This is a genomic window from Aliiroseovarius sp. B-4 (assembly GCF_056857795.1).
Genome location: NZ_JBSXNV010000027.1, coordinates 1 through 14,022, shown reverse-complemented (window position 1 = coordinate 14,022; position 14,022 = coordinate 1). Strand labels below are relative to the sequence as shown.

At 60.3% G+C, this 14,022-nt stretch carries 15 protein-coding genes and 1 pseudogene; 13 read left to right on the top strand and 3 right to left on the bottom strand.

Annotation, left to right across the window (positions count from 1 at the left end; genetic code table 11):
- Positions 1–153: 153 nt before the first annotated feature.
- The 7 genes from AC13C8_RS02545 to AC13C8_RS02515 are packed head-to-tail and all read left to right on the top strand — an operon-like array spanning position 154 to position 3,861.
- Positions 154–582 carry an Hsp20/alpha crystallin family protein gene (locus AC13C8_RS02545; RefSeq protein ID WP_287257740.1) on the top strand — a complete coding sequence of 143 codons (429 nt, stop codon included), beginning with the start codon at positions 154–156 and terminating at the stop codon, positions 580–582.
- A 15-nt stretch (positions 583–597) separates the two neighbouring features.
- Entirely contained in the window at positions 598–996 is a 399-nt protein-coding gene (locus AC13C8_RS02540) for an Hsp20/alpha crystallin family protein (RefSeq protein WP_287257739.1), read from the top strand.
- 18 nt (positions 997–1,014) lie between these two features.
- Entirely contained in the window at positions 1,015–1,506 is a 492-nt protein-coding gene (locus AC13C8_RS02535) for an Hsp20/alpha crystallin family protein (RefSeq protein ID WP_287257737.1), read from the top strand.
- Between the two features lie 58 nt (positions 1,507–1,564).
- Positions 1,565–1,750 carry a hypothetical protein gene (locus AC13C8_RS02530; protein ID WP_287257736.1) on the top strand — a complete coding sequence of 62 codons (186 nt, stop codon included), beginning with the start codon at positions 1,565–1,567 and terminating at the stop codon, positions 1,748–1,750.
- A complete protein-coding gene (locus AC13C8_RS02525; protein ID WP_287257734.1) occupies positions 1,751–2,752 on the top strand; it encodes a PDZ domain-containing protein in 1,002 nt (333 codons plus the stop codon). It begins immediately after the preceding gene.
- The gene (locus AC13C8_RS02520) at positions 2,749–3,228 is read left to right on the top strand and encodes a phosphate-starvation-inducible PsiE family protein (RefSeq protein ID WP_482846329.1); all 480 of its coding nucleotides are present in this window, start codon (positions 2,749–2,751) and stop codon (positions 3,226–3,228) included. The genes AC13C8_RS02525 and AC13C8_RS02520 overlap by 4 nt, the downstream gene beginning before the upstream one ends.
- Before the next feature lie 33 nt (positions 3,229–3,261).
- On the top strand, positions 3,262–3,861 hold the full coding sequence (locus AC13C8_RS02515; RefSeq protein WP_482846327.1) for a DnaJ domain-containing protein: 600 nt from the start codon (positions 3,262–3,264) through the stop codon (positions 3,859–3,861).
- On the opposite strand, the gene AC13C8_RS02510 is transcribed toward AC13C8_RS02515, so the two are convergent.
- The gene (locus tag AC13C8_RS02510) at positions 3,821–4,753 is read right to left on the bottom strand and encodes an IS5 family transposase (RefSeq protein ID WP_482846326.1); all 933 of its coding nucleotides are present in this window, start codon (positions 4,751–4,753) and stop codon (positions 3,821–3,823) included. The genes AC13C8_RS02515 and AC13C8_RS02510 overlap by 41 nt on opposite strands.
- Positions 4,754–4,839: 86 nt before the next feature.
- Positions 4,840–6,075, bottom strand: coding sequence for a helix-turn-helix domain-containing protein (locus AC13C8_RS02505; protein WP_482846325.1), 1,236 nt, complete (start codon positions 6,073–6,075; stop codon positions 4,840–4,842).
- A 238-nt stretch (positions 6,076–6,313) separates the two neighbouring features.
- On the opposite strand from AC13C8_RS02505, the gene AC13C8_RS02500 reads away from it, so the two are divergent.
- The 4 genes from AC13C8_RS02500 (at position 6,314) to repC (ending at position 11,026) form a co-directional block, all read left to right on the top strand.
- Positions 6,314–7,222 (top strand): recombinase family protein, encoded by a 909-nt coding sequence (locus tag AC13C8_RS02500; protein ID WP_482846324.1) that lies wholly within the window; start codon positions 6,314–6,316, stop codon positions 7,220–7,222.
- A gap of 342 nt (positions 7,223–7,564) precedes the next feature.
- A complete protein-coding gene (gene repA, locus AC13C8_RS02495) occupies positions 7,565–8,764 on the top strand; it encodes a plasmid partitioning protein RepA (RefSeq protein ID WP_009807965.1) in 1,200 nt (399 codons plus the stop codon).
- Entirely contained in the window at positions 8,764–9,732 is a 969-nt protein-coding gene (gene repB / locus AC13C8_RS02490; protein WP_024099295.1) for a plasmid partitioning protein RepB, read from the top strand. Before repA ends, repB begins: the two co-directional genes overlap by 1 nt.
- A gap of 238 nt (positions 9,733–9,970) precedes the next feature.
- On the top strand, positions 9,971–11,026 hold the full coding sequence (repC, locus tag AC13C8_RS02485; RefSeq protein ID WP_088652203.1) for a plasmid replication protein RepC: 1,056 nt from the start codon (positions 9,971–9,973) through the stop codon (positions 11,024–11,026).
- A 212-nt stretch (positions 11,027–11,238) separates the two neighbouring features.
- Here the strand turns inward: repC and AC13C8_RS02480 are convergent, their stop codons facing one another.
- Positions 11,239–12,441 (bottom strand): Fic family protein, encoded by a 1,203-nt coding sequence (locus tag AC13C8_RS02480; protein WP_482846322.1) that lies wholly within the window; start codon positions 12,439–12,441, stop codon positions 11,239–11,241.
- 278 nt (positions 12,442–12,719) lie between these two features.
- Here AC13C8_RS02480 and AC13C8_RS02475 point away from each other — a divergent pair, with 278 nt between their 5' ends.
- The gene (locus AC13C8_RS02475; protein ID WP_482846321.1) at positions 12,720–13,205 is read left to right on the top strand and encodes a hypothetical protein; all 486 of its coding nucleotides are present in this window, start codon (positions 12,720–12,722) and stop codon (positions 13,203–13,205) included.
- A 41-nt stretch (positions 13,206–13,246) separates the two neighbouring features.
- Positions 13,247–13,888, top strand: a pseudogene (locus AC13C8_RS02470) (ArdC family protein); the annotation flags it as partial.
- Positions 13,889–14,022 lie beyond the last annotated feature (134 nt).

Below are 14,022 nucleotides of genomic sequence, written 5' to 3'. Positions count from 1 at the left end.
CCACCGATGGCTCGCCAGTTCGGAGTTTATCGGAAACGCGACGACACTCGAACGCCGATCGTTCGGCGGACCTTTCAACCTGTCTGGCTCCTCGGGCGCCCTGGCTGACACGAGACCTTTCGTGTCATGGATTGGCGATGAAAGAGGCGAGACATGCTTTATCCCATATACATGCGCCGAAGCGACCCGTTCGCGCTGATGCGCTCCATGCTGCACGATACAGACCGCTTCACGCCGTCGTTCGCGGCCCGGCCCGCTTTTCCGGCGGTGAACGTCTGGCAGAGCGACGAGGCCGTGGCGATCACCGCTGAACTGCCCGGCGTCGATCCGGCCGATATCGACATCCATGTAAAGGACAACGTGCTGACCCTTTCGGGCGAGCGCAAGGCGCCGGACCTTCCCGAAGGGGCCCGCTGGCACCGCAACGAACGCGGCTATGGCAAGTTCAGCCGTGCGGTCCGTCTGCCCTTCGCCGCCTCCGACGACAAGGTCGAGGCGCGGATGACCGATGGCGTTCTGCGTATCGTCGTCGGCCGTCCGGAAGAGGACAAGCCGAAGAAGATTGCGATCAAGGCCGCCTGAGAGGAGGAGTTCGACATGACCACCGAAGTCACTAAAACTGCCGAGAAGACCCCGGCCGAGACGCCCGAGACCACCACCGGCAGGCACATCTATCAGCCGCTGGCCGATATCGTCGAGACAGACGAGGGCGTGACGCTGATGCTCGAGATGCCGGGTGTTGTCCCCGATGACGTGGATGTCACGCTGGAAAAGCGCGTGCTGACGATCCGCGGCAAGGTGCGGCCCACCAGCACCGAAAAGCTGCAACTGGCCTATGCCGAATATGGCGAGGGCGATTACGAGCGATCCTTCACCCTGTCGGAGGATTTCGACCCCGAAAGGATCGAGGCATCGGTCTCGCACGGCGTGCTGACGCTCTCGCTGCCGCGCGCGGCCGAAACTAAGCCGAAGAAGATCGCCGTCAAAGCGTCCTGAACAGAAGGAGGAATGGATATGCAGATCAAGGACCTGATCCCCTGGGCGCACAAAGATCACGTGCCCGAACCGAAAGCTGGTGACCAGAATCCCATCGCTACGCTTCAGCGAGATATGAACCGCCTGTTCGAAGGCTTCTGGAACCGCGTCGGCGATCTCGACTGGCCCTGGGGCAGCGGAGAGGCCCGCTCGGACGTGGTCGAGACCGACAACGCGGTCGAGGTGTCGATCGAGCTCCCCGGCATGGAGATGAAGGACATTGAGGTGTCCGTCAGCGACGACATGCTGACCGTCAAGGGCGAGAAGAAGATCGAGCGGCAGGACGAGAAGAAGGGCTACTACCTCTCCGAGCGCAGCTATGGCGCGATCTACCGCACGATTCCGCTGCCGCCCGGCGTCGATGGCGAGAAGGCCGAGGCGAGTTTCAAGGACGGCGTGCTGACGATCCGTCTGCCGCAGACACCCGAAGCCCAGGCCAAGGTCAAGCGCATCGAGGTCAAGGGCGCCTGAGGGCGTGTCACGGCGCCGCCGCGGGATAACCCGGCGGCGCCTTTTCCCCGAAAAAGAGATGACATTGCTGGCAAGACTCGCCCTAATATTTATTTATCCGATCGGCATCCTCTCAGGCCCGACGGCCGCTCAGGTTGTGAGCGCCGAAGCGGATCCGCGCGGCATGCCGACCATCGCGCCGCTCATCGACGCGGTCGATGATGCGGTGGTCAACATCGCGGTGGTTTCGGAACGGCCCGCGTAAATGACGCCGCTGTTTCGCGATCCGGCCACCGACAACGCCGTGCTCAGGAGCGAGGCCGATAACCTCACCGAGGTAGCGCTCGGAAATTCCGAGGATCTTCTGGTGGACGATTTCGTGGTGGCCATCGGCAATCCCTTCGGCCTCGGCCAGACGGTGACCAGCGGTATCGTCTCGGCGCTTGGGCACTCGGGTATCAACCCCGAGGGCTACGAGGATTTCATCCAGACCGACGCGTCGATCAATCCAAGCAACTCGCGCGGCGCGCTCATCAAGCTGGATGGCAAGCTCGTCGGCATTAATACCGCGATCATCGCGCCCAATGGCGGCGGCAATGTCGGCATTGGCTTCGCCGTGCCGATCAACATGGCGCTCGCGGTCAAGGACCAACTGCTCGAGTTCGGCGAGTTGCAGCGCGGGCGGCTCCGCGTGCTGATCCGGGATCTGACGCCGGATCTGGCGCAGGCGCTTGGCGGGGAGGCCGCGACAGGGGGCGCCGTGAGCTCTGTCGAGGCGGGCACGCCGGCCGATGACGCAGGGCTCAGGACTGGCGACGTTATCGTGGCCGTGAACGGTGAGATGGTAGAGGGCTCGCCCGACCTGCGCCATAAGATTGGCCTGCGCCGTCCGGGCAACAGGGTCGAGATCGGTTATATCCACGACGGCGAGCGTCTGACCGCGCAGGTCGCGCTGACCCGCGGGGCAGCACAGGGTCCGGCCGCGCGAAGCCGCGGCGACGACGATGCGCTCGCCGGGGTGCGGCTGGGGTCGCATCCCGTCTGGGGCGAGACGCAGGACGTCGTGGTTGCCGAGGTTCTGCCCGGCAGCCACGCGGCGCGGGCCGGGCTCGAGCCGGGGGACGTGATCACCGCCGTTAACCGCCAGTTGGTAGAGACGACGCGCGACATTGACCGCGCGCTTGAGCAGGCGGCAACGACCGCCATCCGGCCCCGGCCTGGCCCGATCGCAGGGTCGGGGCCGGTGAATCGATGGAGCAGCAGATGAAACAGACCGAAACGCGGTCGAAAGTCCGAGAAGATTGGAGCGCAATGACGCTCTACGAACGGTTCGAGCAGGCGGCGATCGTCGTGCTCACGGGCATCATCATGATCATCATCGTCTCGGCGCTGTGGCAACTCATTCGCGAGGTCGGCCTTCGCCTGCTTCTCGGCGGGCTCGATCCGCTGGACTACAGGACGTTCCAAGCGGTTTTCGGGATGATCTTCACCGTGGTGATCGCGCTCGAGTTCAAGCGGTCGCTGCTGGTCGCCGTCGAGCGCCGTTTCGGGGTGGTACAGGCCCGCAGCATCATCCTGATTGCGCTTCTTGCCATCGTGCGCAAGTTCATCATTCTTGACCTCTCTGAGACGGAGGCGTCCAAGATCGGGGCCCTTGCCGCCACCGTGCTCGCGTTCGGCTTGGTCTACTGGCTGGTTCGCGATCAGGACATGCGGGAGAGGTCGGAAGCCCAGGACCTCTGAGCCAGGGGAATACGAGGTGAAAGAAGCCATGCGATGACAGAAGATCCCTACAAGACCCTTGGCGTTGCCAAGACCGCCACCCAAGCCGAGATCAAAAAGGCCTATCGCAAGCTCGCCAAGGAGTTGCACCCGGACCTGAATCCGGACGATGCGGTCAAGCAGGAGCGGTTCAAGGCGGTCTCGCATGCCTATGACCTTCTGGGCGATCCCGAGAAGCGCCGGCGTTTTGACGCGGGCGAGATCGACGCCGACGGACAGGAGCGGCCCGAACGGCAGTATTATCATCAGTATGCCGGGCAGGACGCCGGCCGCCGCTATGATCCCGGTGGGGGCGGCTTCCACTTCGAGACGGGCGGCATGTCGGACGAGGATCTGTCGGACATCTTCTCGCACATCTTCGGTGCACGCGGCGGTCGGGCGGGCCCGGGTGGCTTCGGGCAGGAATTTCACGCCCGCGGCCAAGATCTGCGCTATCACCTCGAGGTGGAGTTCCTCGACGCCGCGCGCGGCACGAAGCGCCGCGATCTTGCCCTGGCCCGGCGCTGTTGGATAAATCAGCTGGCGAGCGCAATCCCCCTTTCCCCGGGCACACTTATTCTGCGGCCACGGTCATCGGGATGCCGAGTGCCGTGAAGTGGTTGAGGACCGCCACCCGGATCTGGACCTCCGCCACCTGGCGGTCGAATTCCCGGGACATCAGCCGCTGGCCGAGCAGCTTCACGCAGTTCATTTTCGTCTCGACCCTGCTGCGCCGGTGGTACCCGCTCCAGTTCCGCCAGAGTGCCCGGCCCAGGTGCTTCGATGCTCGCAGGATCTCGTTGCGTGCGCGAGCTCCTGCCGTGTCCGGCTTCCAAGGCCGGGCGTTTCGACGGGGTGGAATGATCGCTGCTGCCCCACGGGCCGCAATGGCATCGTGGCAGGCGCGTGTGTCGTAGGCACCGTCAGCCGTGACAGTGGCGATGTCCTCGTTCGCCGAGATCTGGGCGAGAAGGTTCGGCAGCATCGGGGCGTCGCCGACATTGCTTGAGGTGACCTCGACCGCCCGGATCTCCAGCGTTTCCTCATCAATTCCAAGGTGGATCTTGCGCCATACGCGCCGCTTGGAGCCGCCATGCTCGCACGCGTGCCACTCGCCTTCACCTTCCACCTTGATGCCGGTGCTATCGACGAGCAGGTGAATCGCCCCCTTGGAGCCGCGATATGGGATGGTCACGTCCAAGGTCTTCTGCCGCCGGGACAGGGTGCTGAAGTCCGGCACGGCCCATCCGAGTCCGGACAGCTCCAGTAGGCTCGCCACGAAACCAGTCGTTTGCCGGAGTGGCAGGCCGAGCAAGACCTTGATGGTAAGACAGGCCTGGATCGCCGCGTCGCTGTATGCCTGCTGGCGGCCGCGACGCCCGGAAGGCGCCGCTTCCCATTGCATCGAGGGATCGAACCAGACGGTCAGCGATCCGCGCTGCCTCCGCGCTTGATTGTAGCTATGCCAGTTGGTGGTCTTGTACGGGGTTTTCGCCGGTCTGCTCATGGCCGCCAGCTATCATGCTGGACTCGCGCAGTGAATCCCCCGCCGCATTTGCGCAACAAGGCCCCTGACAGGCACATATCCGGGTGTCATCGGCGCGCGGCCAGCACGTCGTAGAGATCCTCAGCCGACAGCCCATCATTTCGATCAGAGGTCGACCTTGCCTCTGTCGCGCGCGTCTCGACGATCCGCCACATCCGATATCGTCCCTGCCCCGTGACCTCCCGGATCAGGCCCCGCTCCTCCATCCAGTTGATGTTGCGCTGAACCGTGGCCCGGTGCGCGCCCGTCAATTTCTCGGCCATCTGTACTGAGACCAGCGGCCAGCTTGTGAAGAGATCCCGCAGCATCGGTGGAGTCTTGCCCGAGAGCGGCACCATCGTTCGCTCCGCCGCCGCCGCCCAGGCTTCGATCTCCTCGATCCTGCGCAGGGCTGCGAAGGTCGCGCTCTCCATCGCGTTCAGCCAGCGCGCCAACCGGGCGGGCTGGTCCCCGATCGCGCGAAAGCCCCCTCCCCCGCCCATGGCGATCGGTGCGAAAATCGCGCCCCGGGCGCTCCCTGACGGTGCGAGCTCGGTGATCGCGACACGCGAAGCCGTCACCGCAGCCTCGAGCGGATCGTCGATCGGCGAGAGCTCCGCGACATGCCAGAGATGGAAGCCCATGCAGGCCCGCGTAACTGGGTGGAGGTCTTCGGCCTGATCCATCATCGCGAGCCATCCGGCGGCCCGGTCCTCGAAGGCTTCGCGCTCTGCCATCTCGACCACGCGCGAGGGAGCCTTGGCATCTTCGAAACGCTCCCCCTGCCCCGGACGGTCGCGCCGATCGAGAAAGGTTTCGAGGTCACCGACAGCCAAACCACGCGCCAACAGCGCGGGTCCGCCGGTCAGCCGCCGCACGGTCCAGCCGATCCGGTACAGCGCCTGCGCATCATCCGTTACGGTCGAAACCCGCAGCGCCATGTAAAGCGAAAGCCGGTCGAGGCCGACCCGGTGTTGCGTGAGCCAGCTGAGATCCGCGGCTTCGATCAGGGCGAGCCGTTGCCGCCAGCCAGCCGGGCCGCGGCGCAGGCGTTCATCGAGGATTCCCAGGCGCGCCGCAACGCGGGCGAGCTGCGCCGCCTGCCCGGCCTCGGCCGCGCGCCAGGCATCGACTACATCGGATTCCTTCGCCTCAGGCGCAGGTCCGGGCGGCAGGTAATCCGGTTCGTCCTCCATCGGTCCGGGGAGGAACCAGAGGTCAGCGTCATCCTTGCCCTCGGACGCCTCCATATCCTCAAGAGGCACCCCGTCATCATCCATGTATGTCTGGCGAAATCTGTTCATGCGCGCATTATATGGCCATTATGCGCGCTTGGCCATGGAGTTTGAGGGGCTGCGATTTTCTCTACTATAGAAGCGTCCGAGGATCCTGTCTTCTCGAGCGCGATGTGGCGCCTCTCGTGGGCTTCAGCCTATAGATACAAGGCTTCCCGAACTCAGCGCGACGAGGGAAACGCCCATTGCACTCGTTTACAAACGGTCGTTTAGTAACGGTATATGAAATTGCAAACGGCCCGTTTTCATGCCCTTGATAGGCTACGCCCGCGTTTCCACTGAGGATCAGACCCCCCTGCCTCAGTCGGAGGCCCTCCAATCTGCGGGTTGCGCCGAAGTCTTCGAAGAGCACGCCTCAGGCGGCAATCGTGCCCGGCCGGTGCTTGCCCGCTTGCTGGAACGCATTAGCAAGGGCGACACGCTGGTTGTCGTACGGATCGACCGGCTCGCACGGTCTCTGTCGCACCTTCTCGAGGTGATCGAACGGTTGGAGGCCAAGGGGGCGTTCTTTCGTTCCATTCAGGACCCGATCGACACCGGATCCCCGCAAGGCAAGTTCACGCTGCAGGTTCTGGGCGCCGCGGCCGAGTTCGAGCGGGCGCTGATCCGGGAACGTACCAAAGCAGGGCTGGCGAGCGCCCGTACCAAGGGCCGGGTCGGCGGGAACCCTGGACTGCGGGCCAAAGACCCTGCTGCTCTTCGCAAAGTACGGCTGGCGCGACAAGACGGCTACATGGAGCGTCTGAACGAGACGGCACAAGATTGGGTGCCCCATGTGCGCCGGTTGCGACCCGACTTGGCCTGGGAAGACGTGGTGCGCATCATCAACGGCCCCTTGCCCGAGGCGCGTCGCTGGACCCAAAGCCGTCTCTTGCGCACTGTGAAGGCCTATGTCGGCGACGGCTTCCTGCCGGCCGAGGTGCTAGCCCGCGCCGGGCGCCGCGAAACCGACGACCGTCTGCCCGCCATCGTCGCCGGCATCAAGGGCGCGGACCCCGACATCACGCTTCAGGCGATCTGCACCCGGCTGGAAGCGATGCGCGAACGCACGCCTCGTGGCCGAACAAGATGGCAGCCGTCTTCGGTGAAAATGCTGTTGGAGCGGGCGGAACGACTTGGCCTCATGCCGTACGAATCGAGCCAAAATCAGATGTAGCTTCTGACCCGAATCCAAAAAATTTCACCGGGAGAAAACTCCGCAGGAGGCAGAAAGTGCCATTAGTTGCTTGGGGTTAGCTGCTAATGTGCCAACTCAACAGAGTAGCGGCTCGATTTGGTTAGATCTGCATTTAATATATCTATATCAATGACTTGCTGAGTTTTTTTACACGACAACACCTATAGGTGTTGTGGATAACTTTCACACTACATTTAGATTCTTCTTGCCGGACTCACTGGATCGTGGCATTCCCATTCTGACGGCAAAACGCGTCAGACACGCTGTACACCGTCAGAATGACTAAGAGCCTCAACAGAGGCCGAGAGTGGGCGGCAGGACATGGATGATCGTAACATTGGATACACGCAAGGCATAGGCTCTTCCGATATCGGAGCATTTGCCGACAATCTGGCTGAGTCTTTGGATCGCCAGATGAAGATCGCTTTCGAACCCGAAGAACGAAAGTCCCTACGTCGCTTCAGTTCCACCGAAGTCGCCGGCCTCCTGCGCGTAAGCACATCTAACCTGCGCAACCGGCACAAGGACGGCAGCTTCCCGGAAGTGCATACAGACAACCGCGGACACCGGTTCTACACAGCCCAAGAGATTGATGAGCTGCGCGATGTTCTTGGACGCACTGGAAAGAACGCAGAAAGCTACCGCCCAGGTCGACGTGATGGCGATCGTCTCCAGGTGATATCCGTCGTCAACTTCAAAGGCGGCTCATCAAAGACTACTGCAACGATTCATCTTGCGCAAAGGTATGCCTTGCGCGGTTACCGCGTGCTGGTCCTAGACCTCGATCCGCAAGCAAGTTTGACCACGTTTTTCGGCTTTCGGCCCGAGCTTGAGTTCGCCGATGGCGGCACAATCTATGATGCTTTGAGATATGAGGACCAAGTTCCTCTCTCGAACGTCATCCAAAAGACCTACTTCCATAAGCTCGACATGGTGCCCGCCGGTTTGATGCTCTCGGAGTACGAAACCGAGACCGCAAACGCTCTCGCCCGTCGCGTACAGCCCATCTTTGCAGAGCGCCTCGCCTTGGCGCTTGAAGAGGTTGAGGCAAACTACGACATCGTCCTGATCGACTGCCCGCCTCAGCTTGGGTTTCTAACCCTGACTGCGCTGGCAGCCTCGACGGGGCTTTTGGTTACCGTGGTACCTGGCATGCTTGACATCGCATCCATGAGCCAATTCCTGAAGCTTGCTTCAGAAACGGTCAAGGCCGTGGAGGAAGCCATCGGTCGGCGTGTCACATGGGATTTTGTCAAGTTCCTGATTACCAGATATGAACCGTCGGACGGTCCGCAGACCCAAATGGCAGGCTACCTGAGATCAATTCTGGCAGGTCAGGTCATGACAGAGCCAATGCTGAAGTCTACGGCGATCTCCGACGCGGGGATGACCCAGCAGACCGTCTACGAAGTCGATCCAAGCCAATTCATCAGAAAGACAATTGATCGCGCCCTGACCAGCGTGAATGGCGTTGGCGATGAGCTAGAGCAGACGATCCAAATGGCATGGGGGCGTCGCTGATGGCCCGAAACATCTTCAACCAGCCTCCAAGGAATGAGACGGAGAGCGGAGCCCCCTCCCCTACCCCGCCAAAAGCGGCAAAGCTGCCGGGATCTGTTGGAGGATTGCGCGACTCTTTGCGCGAGATCACAGCAAACTCGATTCGCGATATCGAACCCGATCAGATTGACATGGATGGGCTGCGCGATCGGTTGGTGCTGGAAGATTCCAGTATCGATGAGTTGGCCGAGAGCATTCGCAAGCATGGCCAACAAGTGCCCATCATGGTCCGTCCATCAGCCCAACCGGACAGATACCGCATCATCTACGGCCGCCGCAGGCTTGCGGCGATCCGTAAGGTCGGTGGAACGGTCAAGGCAATTGTTCGAACCTTGGACGATGACGCATCTCTGATCGCTCAAGGCCAGGAGAACAACCTCAGGCTTGATCCGTCTTTTATAGAAAAGTCTCTTTTTATCAAAGAGATGCAAGAATCCGGGTACAAACCCGGCGTCATTCAAGATGCTCTAGGTCTGACCCGGCAAGGCGTATCCAACCACAGGGTCGTCATAGAACAACTGCCAGACGGTCTTGTTCAACTCATCGGGCCAGCACATGGGATCGGACGACGGCAGTGGGGTGATCTAGCTGCCTTGTCGGTGAAGGTAGATTTGGTGGACATCGCCAAAGAGGCGCTCGCCGCCCTGCCCGACGACACTCCTAGTTCCGAAAAGTTCCAAGCGGTCTATTCGGCTTGCTCGAGCAAAGCACGTAGCGACAAGAAGCCGCCCAATCGTGGGCTGACTTCGGTCATCAATGATGAGAACGGCAGTTCATTGGGCACGCTGACAATCGATGAGAAGGCGATCGCGCTCAAGGTCACCAAGAAGGACAATCCAGAATTCGGCCAATGGCTCGAAGAGCACGCGGAAGCTACGCTTTTGCAACTCTTCGTACAGTGGCGGAATGAGAGAGGCTCTGGGTCCTAACCCAGGCCACACAGAGCAACACGAGCAGAGGAGAAAAGCGAAGACCCGAAAGAAAAGAGCCCCCCAAAGTTTCCCCTGGAGAGCCCTCATCATCTGATTAGCATCTTTGATGTAGCAACCTCCAGCATACCGGTCAAGAGTCACCGATTCGGTGGACTGATATTTTTTGCCTTTTTCCGCGAAAATTCGAGGAAAGAGACGGGGAAGTTGTGGGCCGAACGGTCGTCGTGAACAAGCCATGGCATTTACAAAACTCTCGATCGAAGCCGCAGGTGCTGATGCAACCCGCGGCTCATTTCCCCCATCTGAAACCGACGTCTGGACCATCTTCAGAGCCCTGAGAGATGCACGCAGCGTGTTTGGTCTACGTCCTGGCCACATACAGACACTTCAAGCAATGCTCAGTTTTCTGAAACCTGGCCATGGCGAAACGGTTTTTGCGTCTAACAATTCACTTTGCCAGCGCGTTGGCGGAATCGACGAACGGACACTCCGGAGGCACATCAACCGCTTCGTTGAACTCGGATTCATCAAGCGCAATGACAGCTCGAACCGAAAGCGCTACCGCGTTCGCTCATCCGGCGGGGAGTGCATCAGTTATGGATTGTCTCTCACCCCCCTGCTCCAACGTGCGAGCGAGCTTATAGCCATCGCGCAAGAGATGGAGAATAACCGGCGAGATCGGATATTTGTCCGCAAACAGATCCTTACAAAGCTCGCCCATTTGGAAGAGCACGATCCTAGCAACGCATTCATCAACCACGCACGGAAAGCTCTACGCAGGAAGCTGAGCCTCCCCGAATACCACGCTCTGCTCGCCAATACAGATGCAGAGTGCCAGAGTTTGTCTACCCCGGATGACCCGCCTGAGACTATGGAATTGCCCGCCAATGACGGACAAACTGTCCGGCATCAATCTAAGTCTGAAGAAGAAAAAAAAGATTTAGATAGCAACTTAGGCCTTGAGGCCCTGAAACCAGACTTGCTGACCTCAGTCTGCGATCAGGCGACATCGTTCTCCACAGAGAGGCTTAGAAACTGGTTGGACATTGAAAACCATGCTCGAACACTTGCACCCATGATGGGCATTCACCCAGAGACTTTCGAGAAAGCCAAGAATGCTGTAGGAGCTCAGAAAGCGTCATGCGCGATCTTCATCATGCTACAGCTTGGAAAACGCATCAGGGATTTTGGAGCGTATTTTCACAGTATCACCCTGGGTCAAAGGCAAAACCAATTTGATCCATTAGCTTTGATCAAGCGACTGTCCGAAAACAATGAGCGAACTGTCTAATGTCCACCGCGGTGGACTTCGAACGAGAAGCGGCGCTTGTGGCAACCAAAACTGTCCAAACGCACATAGCGGCGCGTGGTGGTTCTTCAGTTTATCTCAGACCAGCCGATGTCCACCGCGGTGGACAAGTGACACACGAGCAAGCCTTGATGAAAATCTGGCCGCCCATGGAAGAAATCGGCGGCAAGGCATTACACCCTAAATGCCTAAAGTTATTGTGGGAGGTCACCGTCTCCAAAGAGGTTTGGAAAGAGCCGCTCTCGATAATCCAACGGAAACGCCAACCGAACCGGCGTCTTCGGCGAGGCGGACGTCAGGTATCCGGCGGCGGTCAGTTTACTCAGCGTGTTGCGAGCAGTACGCTCGGACGTCTTGAGCACAATCTGCGCATCGCCTCGTTCCAGTGCCCCATGCCGAAGAACCGCCGAGATTAGTTCCGGCGCTCGCTTGTCATCGATGGTATCTGCAACAAGACGACGATACCGTTGGTCCAATCCGCCGAGATCGAACAATCTTGCTGAGAAGCTGATCTGGTCGAGCGTCACCTTTAGGAACCATTCACTAAACGTCTTCAGTGCCGCTTCTGACAGGTTCCCCCGTCCGTCGCGGTCTCCGCGGCGTGGACTGTCGGCCAGATCCATCATCCGTTTGTACTCGCCCCGATCGGTTAGCCCGCGGGCCAGCCCACGTGATACGGACCAGAGCCCTTGGCCACCAATCCCCGCTGTGAGGGCCATGGCATGAGACATCAGTCTGCTGACACGGCCGTTACCATCCGGGAAAGGGTGGATGTAGTTGAGCCGGTGATGCGCAGAGGCGATCGCGATGATCCGTCCGCTCGAAGACCGCGCCGCAATCTGAAATCGTTTGTCGAAGTGGTCCATGAATGCCGCGACGCGCGACGATGAAGGAGGTAGGTGGCGCCCGACCGCAACTTCCCGATCGTCGTCTTGGCGCATCCGTCCCGGAACGATGGGCTCTTGTGTGCCGTCAGGATGTTCGATGACCCGAAACTCATCAGGCATCTCGTCGTAGAAGCTCTTATGGACCCAAGTCAGGAATTCGACGGATGTGGGGCGGGGCAGGGTGCCCTTGCGATGCATCTCGTCGATGGTCCGTTGAACGATGACGTGCGCCCGGGCCTCAAGGGCGAGGGGACGGGTTTCTTCCTCAAGCTCGGCACCAGCCAGCGCCCTTTCGATGTCGCGGGGGCGCGTGTTGTGTCCTTCGATCAGGTTGGAGTAGTAGCAGTTCATCACACGGACCAGATCGGCAAGTTCGGCTGCGCTGTCAGGATGCAACCCTTGTCCCAGCCCGGTGGCTTCCCTCTGGATGTCGACCGAAAGGTCTGCCAGTTCTGTGGGAATATGCTCCTCGAAGAAGCAGGGTTCGATCCTGGCGGGTGTTTCCAGCATATTTGCCGATCTTCCATGTTTGCAAAGTAATTGAAAAATAAACACATTTCGTACTTTCAAGCAAGGTTTTGCCGATATGCGTTGCCGATCTTGCCTGCCGATCTGGAATTGCTGCATGAAATCAATGGCTTCGGCAGAAGGGCCGGGCTTTTCGGTTTTGTTGTGTGCCCAAAGGGGCCGGAAAAAGAGAAAGTGTTCTTCGGGTTTTGTGACTGACGGATGAGGGCCTTTGGGGTCCCTCAGATGGGTCCGGGCCGGGTTCCGGTCTGCCGTTCCGGATGAAGGGCATTCCTATGCAATCAGGTGTCTTGCGCGTGCTCCGCGCAACCGCCGCCTCCTGGTGGCGGCATAGAGAGCTGCGCCGAACTGGCCAGACGGCGCTGGCACAGCGGCTCGAACGCCAGACCGTCCTGCGTGATCTCGGCTATCTGAAGCAGGCGGCGTCATTGCCAAACGCGCATGTGATCTGCGGGGAGGGTGGGACATTCCTCCATCTCGGTTGGACCACCGTTTCAACCTTCGCGCCAATCGAGCGCTTTCCCTTGGCCACTCTCGCGGTCGCACGAGGAACCCCGTTCATCGATATCCGAACCGTCACCGATGTCATCGCCTTCGCGAACCTGCCGCGGGTGACGCGGGACGGATCGGTCGACCCTGACTCTTCGGGTCCCGGCAAGTCCGTGTCGCTGACCACCTACATTGACATGGTCGAAGCCCTCGGTGGCAGGATCGCCAACGATCCGCGCCCCTGTCGGTCAACCTAGTCACCACTCCCTCTCACCAAAACTCGAAAAGGAGGCCAGCCATGGCCCGATCCCGTACGCCCAAATTCGATGCCTCAGAGGTCATCACAAACGAAATCATCCGTATCATTGAGCGCGGCGTCCTGCCCTGGCGAAAGCCCTGGACCGCAGGCGGCAGCTCTCGCCCCCTGCGCGTGGGGGGTGAGCCCTACCAGGGGGTCAACAACTTCCTGCTGACGATGCGCACCGTGATGGCGGGCCACAGCTCGCCCTTCTGGATGACGCTGCCTCAGGCCAATGCCTTGGACGCGAAGGTGCGCAAAGGCGAGAAGTCCTCTGTCGTTGTCTACTACGGCCAAAGCCGGAAAGACGCCGATGGCGAGGACGACCGTAGCAGCGGGGATGATCACTCCGAGGAAGCCCGCATCTTCCGCTTCCAGAAATCCTACCGCGTGTTCAATGCCTGCCAGATCGAGGGCTTGCCCGACAGTTTCTACCCTGACCCGGAGCCCGTGCCCGAGCATCCGCCGTCCGAGCCCATCCCGCACATGCAAGCGTTTTTCGATGCCATCGACATCACAACCGTCTTCACGGGCACGGAGGCGTACTATTTGCCCCCCGTGGACAAGGTCTACATGCCGTCCATCACGCGGTTTCAGGACCCGCGCAATTTCTACGGGGTCTGGGCCCATGAGCTGGCCCATAATGCCGATGTTTGGATTATGCCGCGTTTCTGCTGGCGATTGCTTTTTTCGTTGGGTTCCTCGCGTTTTCAGGCTGCATAAGACGGCGGCAGAGATCGTCCGTCTTTCAGCCAGAGAGAGGTCGGTTTGGAAAA

Excerpts from the sequence above, each read along its gene's own strand:
- AC13C8_RS02520 (WP_482846329.1), top strand. The coding sequence starts at position 2,749 with ATGAAACAGACCGAAACGCGGTCGAAAGTCCGAGAAGATTGGAGCGCA.
- AC13C8_RS02530 (WP_287257736.1), top strand. The coding sequence starts at position 1,565 with ATGACATTGCTGGCAAGACTCGCCCTAATATTTATTTATCCGATCGGC.
- AC13C8_RS02475 (WP_482846321.1), top strand. The coding sequence starts at position 12,720 with ATGAAGGGCATTCCTATGCAATCAGGTGTCTTGCGCGTGCTCCGCGCA.
- AC13C8_RS02510 (WP_482846326.1), bottom strand. The coding sequence starts at position 4,753 with ATGAGCAGACCGGCGAAAACCCCGTACAAGACCACCAACTGGCATAGC.
- AC13C8_RS02515 (WP_482846327.1), top strand. The coding sequence starts at position 3,262 with ATGACAGAAGATCCCTACAAGACCCTTGGCGTTGCCAAGACCGCCACC.
- repC (WP_088652203.1), top strand. The coding sequence starts at position 9,971 with ATGGCATTTACAAAACTCTCGATCGAAGCCGCAGGTGCTGATGCAACC.
- AC13C8_RS02500 (WP_482846324.1), top strand. The coding sequence starts at position 6,314 with ATGCCCTTGATAGGCTACGCCCGCGTTTCCACTGAGGATCAGACCCCC.
- AC13C8_RS02540 (WP_287257739.1), top strand. The coding sequence starts at position 598 with ATGACCACCGAAGTCACTAAAACTGCCGAGAAGACCCCGGCCGAGACG.
- AC13C8_RS02545 (WP_287257740.1), top strand. The coding sequence starts at position 154 with ATGCTTTATCCCATATACATGCGCCGAAGCGACCCGTTCGCGCTGATG.
- repA (WP_009807965.1), top strand. The coding sequence starts at position 7,565 with ATGGATGATCGTAACATTGGATACACGCAAGGCATAGGCTCTTCCGAT.
- AC13C8_RS02505 (WP_482846325.1), bottom strand. The coding sequence starts at position 6,075 with ATGAACAGATTTCGCCAGACATACATGGATGATGACGGGGTGCCTCTT.
- AC13C8_RS02525 (WP_287257734.1), top strand. The coding sequence starts at position 1,751 with ATGACGCCGCTGTTTCGCGATCCGGCCACCGACAACGCCGTGCTCAGG.
- AC13C8_RS02535 (WP_287257737.1), top strand. The coding sequence starts at position 1,015 with ATGCAGATCAAGGACCTGATCCCCTGGGCGCACAAAGATCACGTGCCC.
- AC13C8_RS02480 (WP_482846322.1), bottom strand. The coding sequence starts at position 12,441 with ATGCTGGAAACACCCGCCAGGATCGAACCCTGCTTCTTCGAGGAGCAT.
- repB (WP_024099295.1), top strand. The coding sequence starts at position 8,764 with ATGGCCCGAAACATCTTCAACCAGCCTCCAAGGAATGAGACGGAGAGC.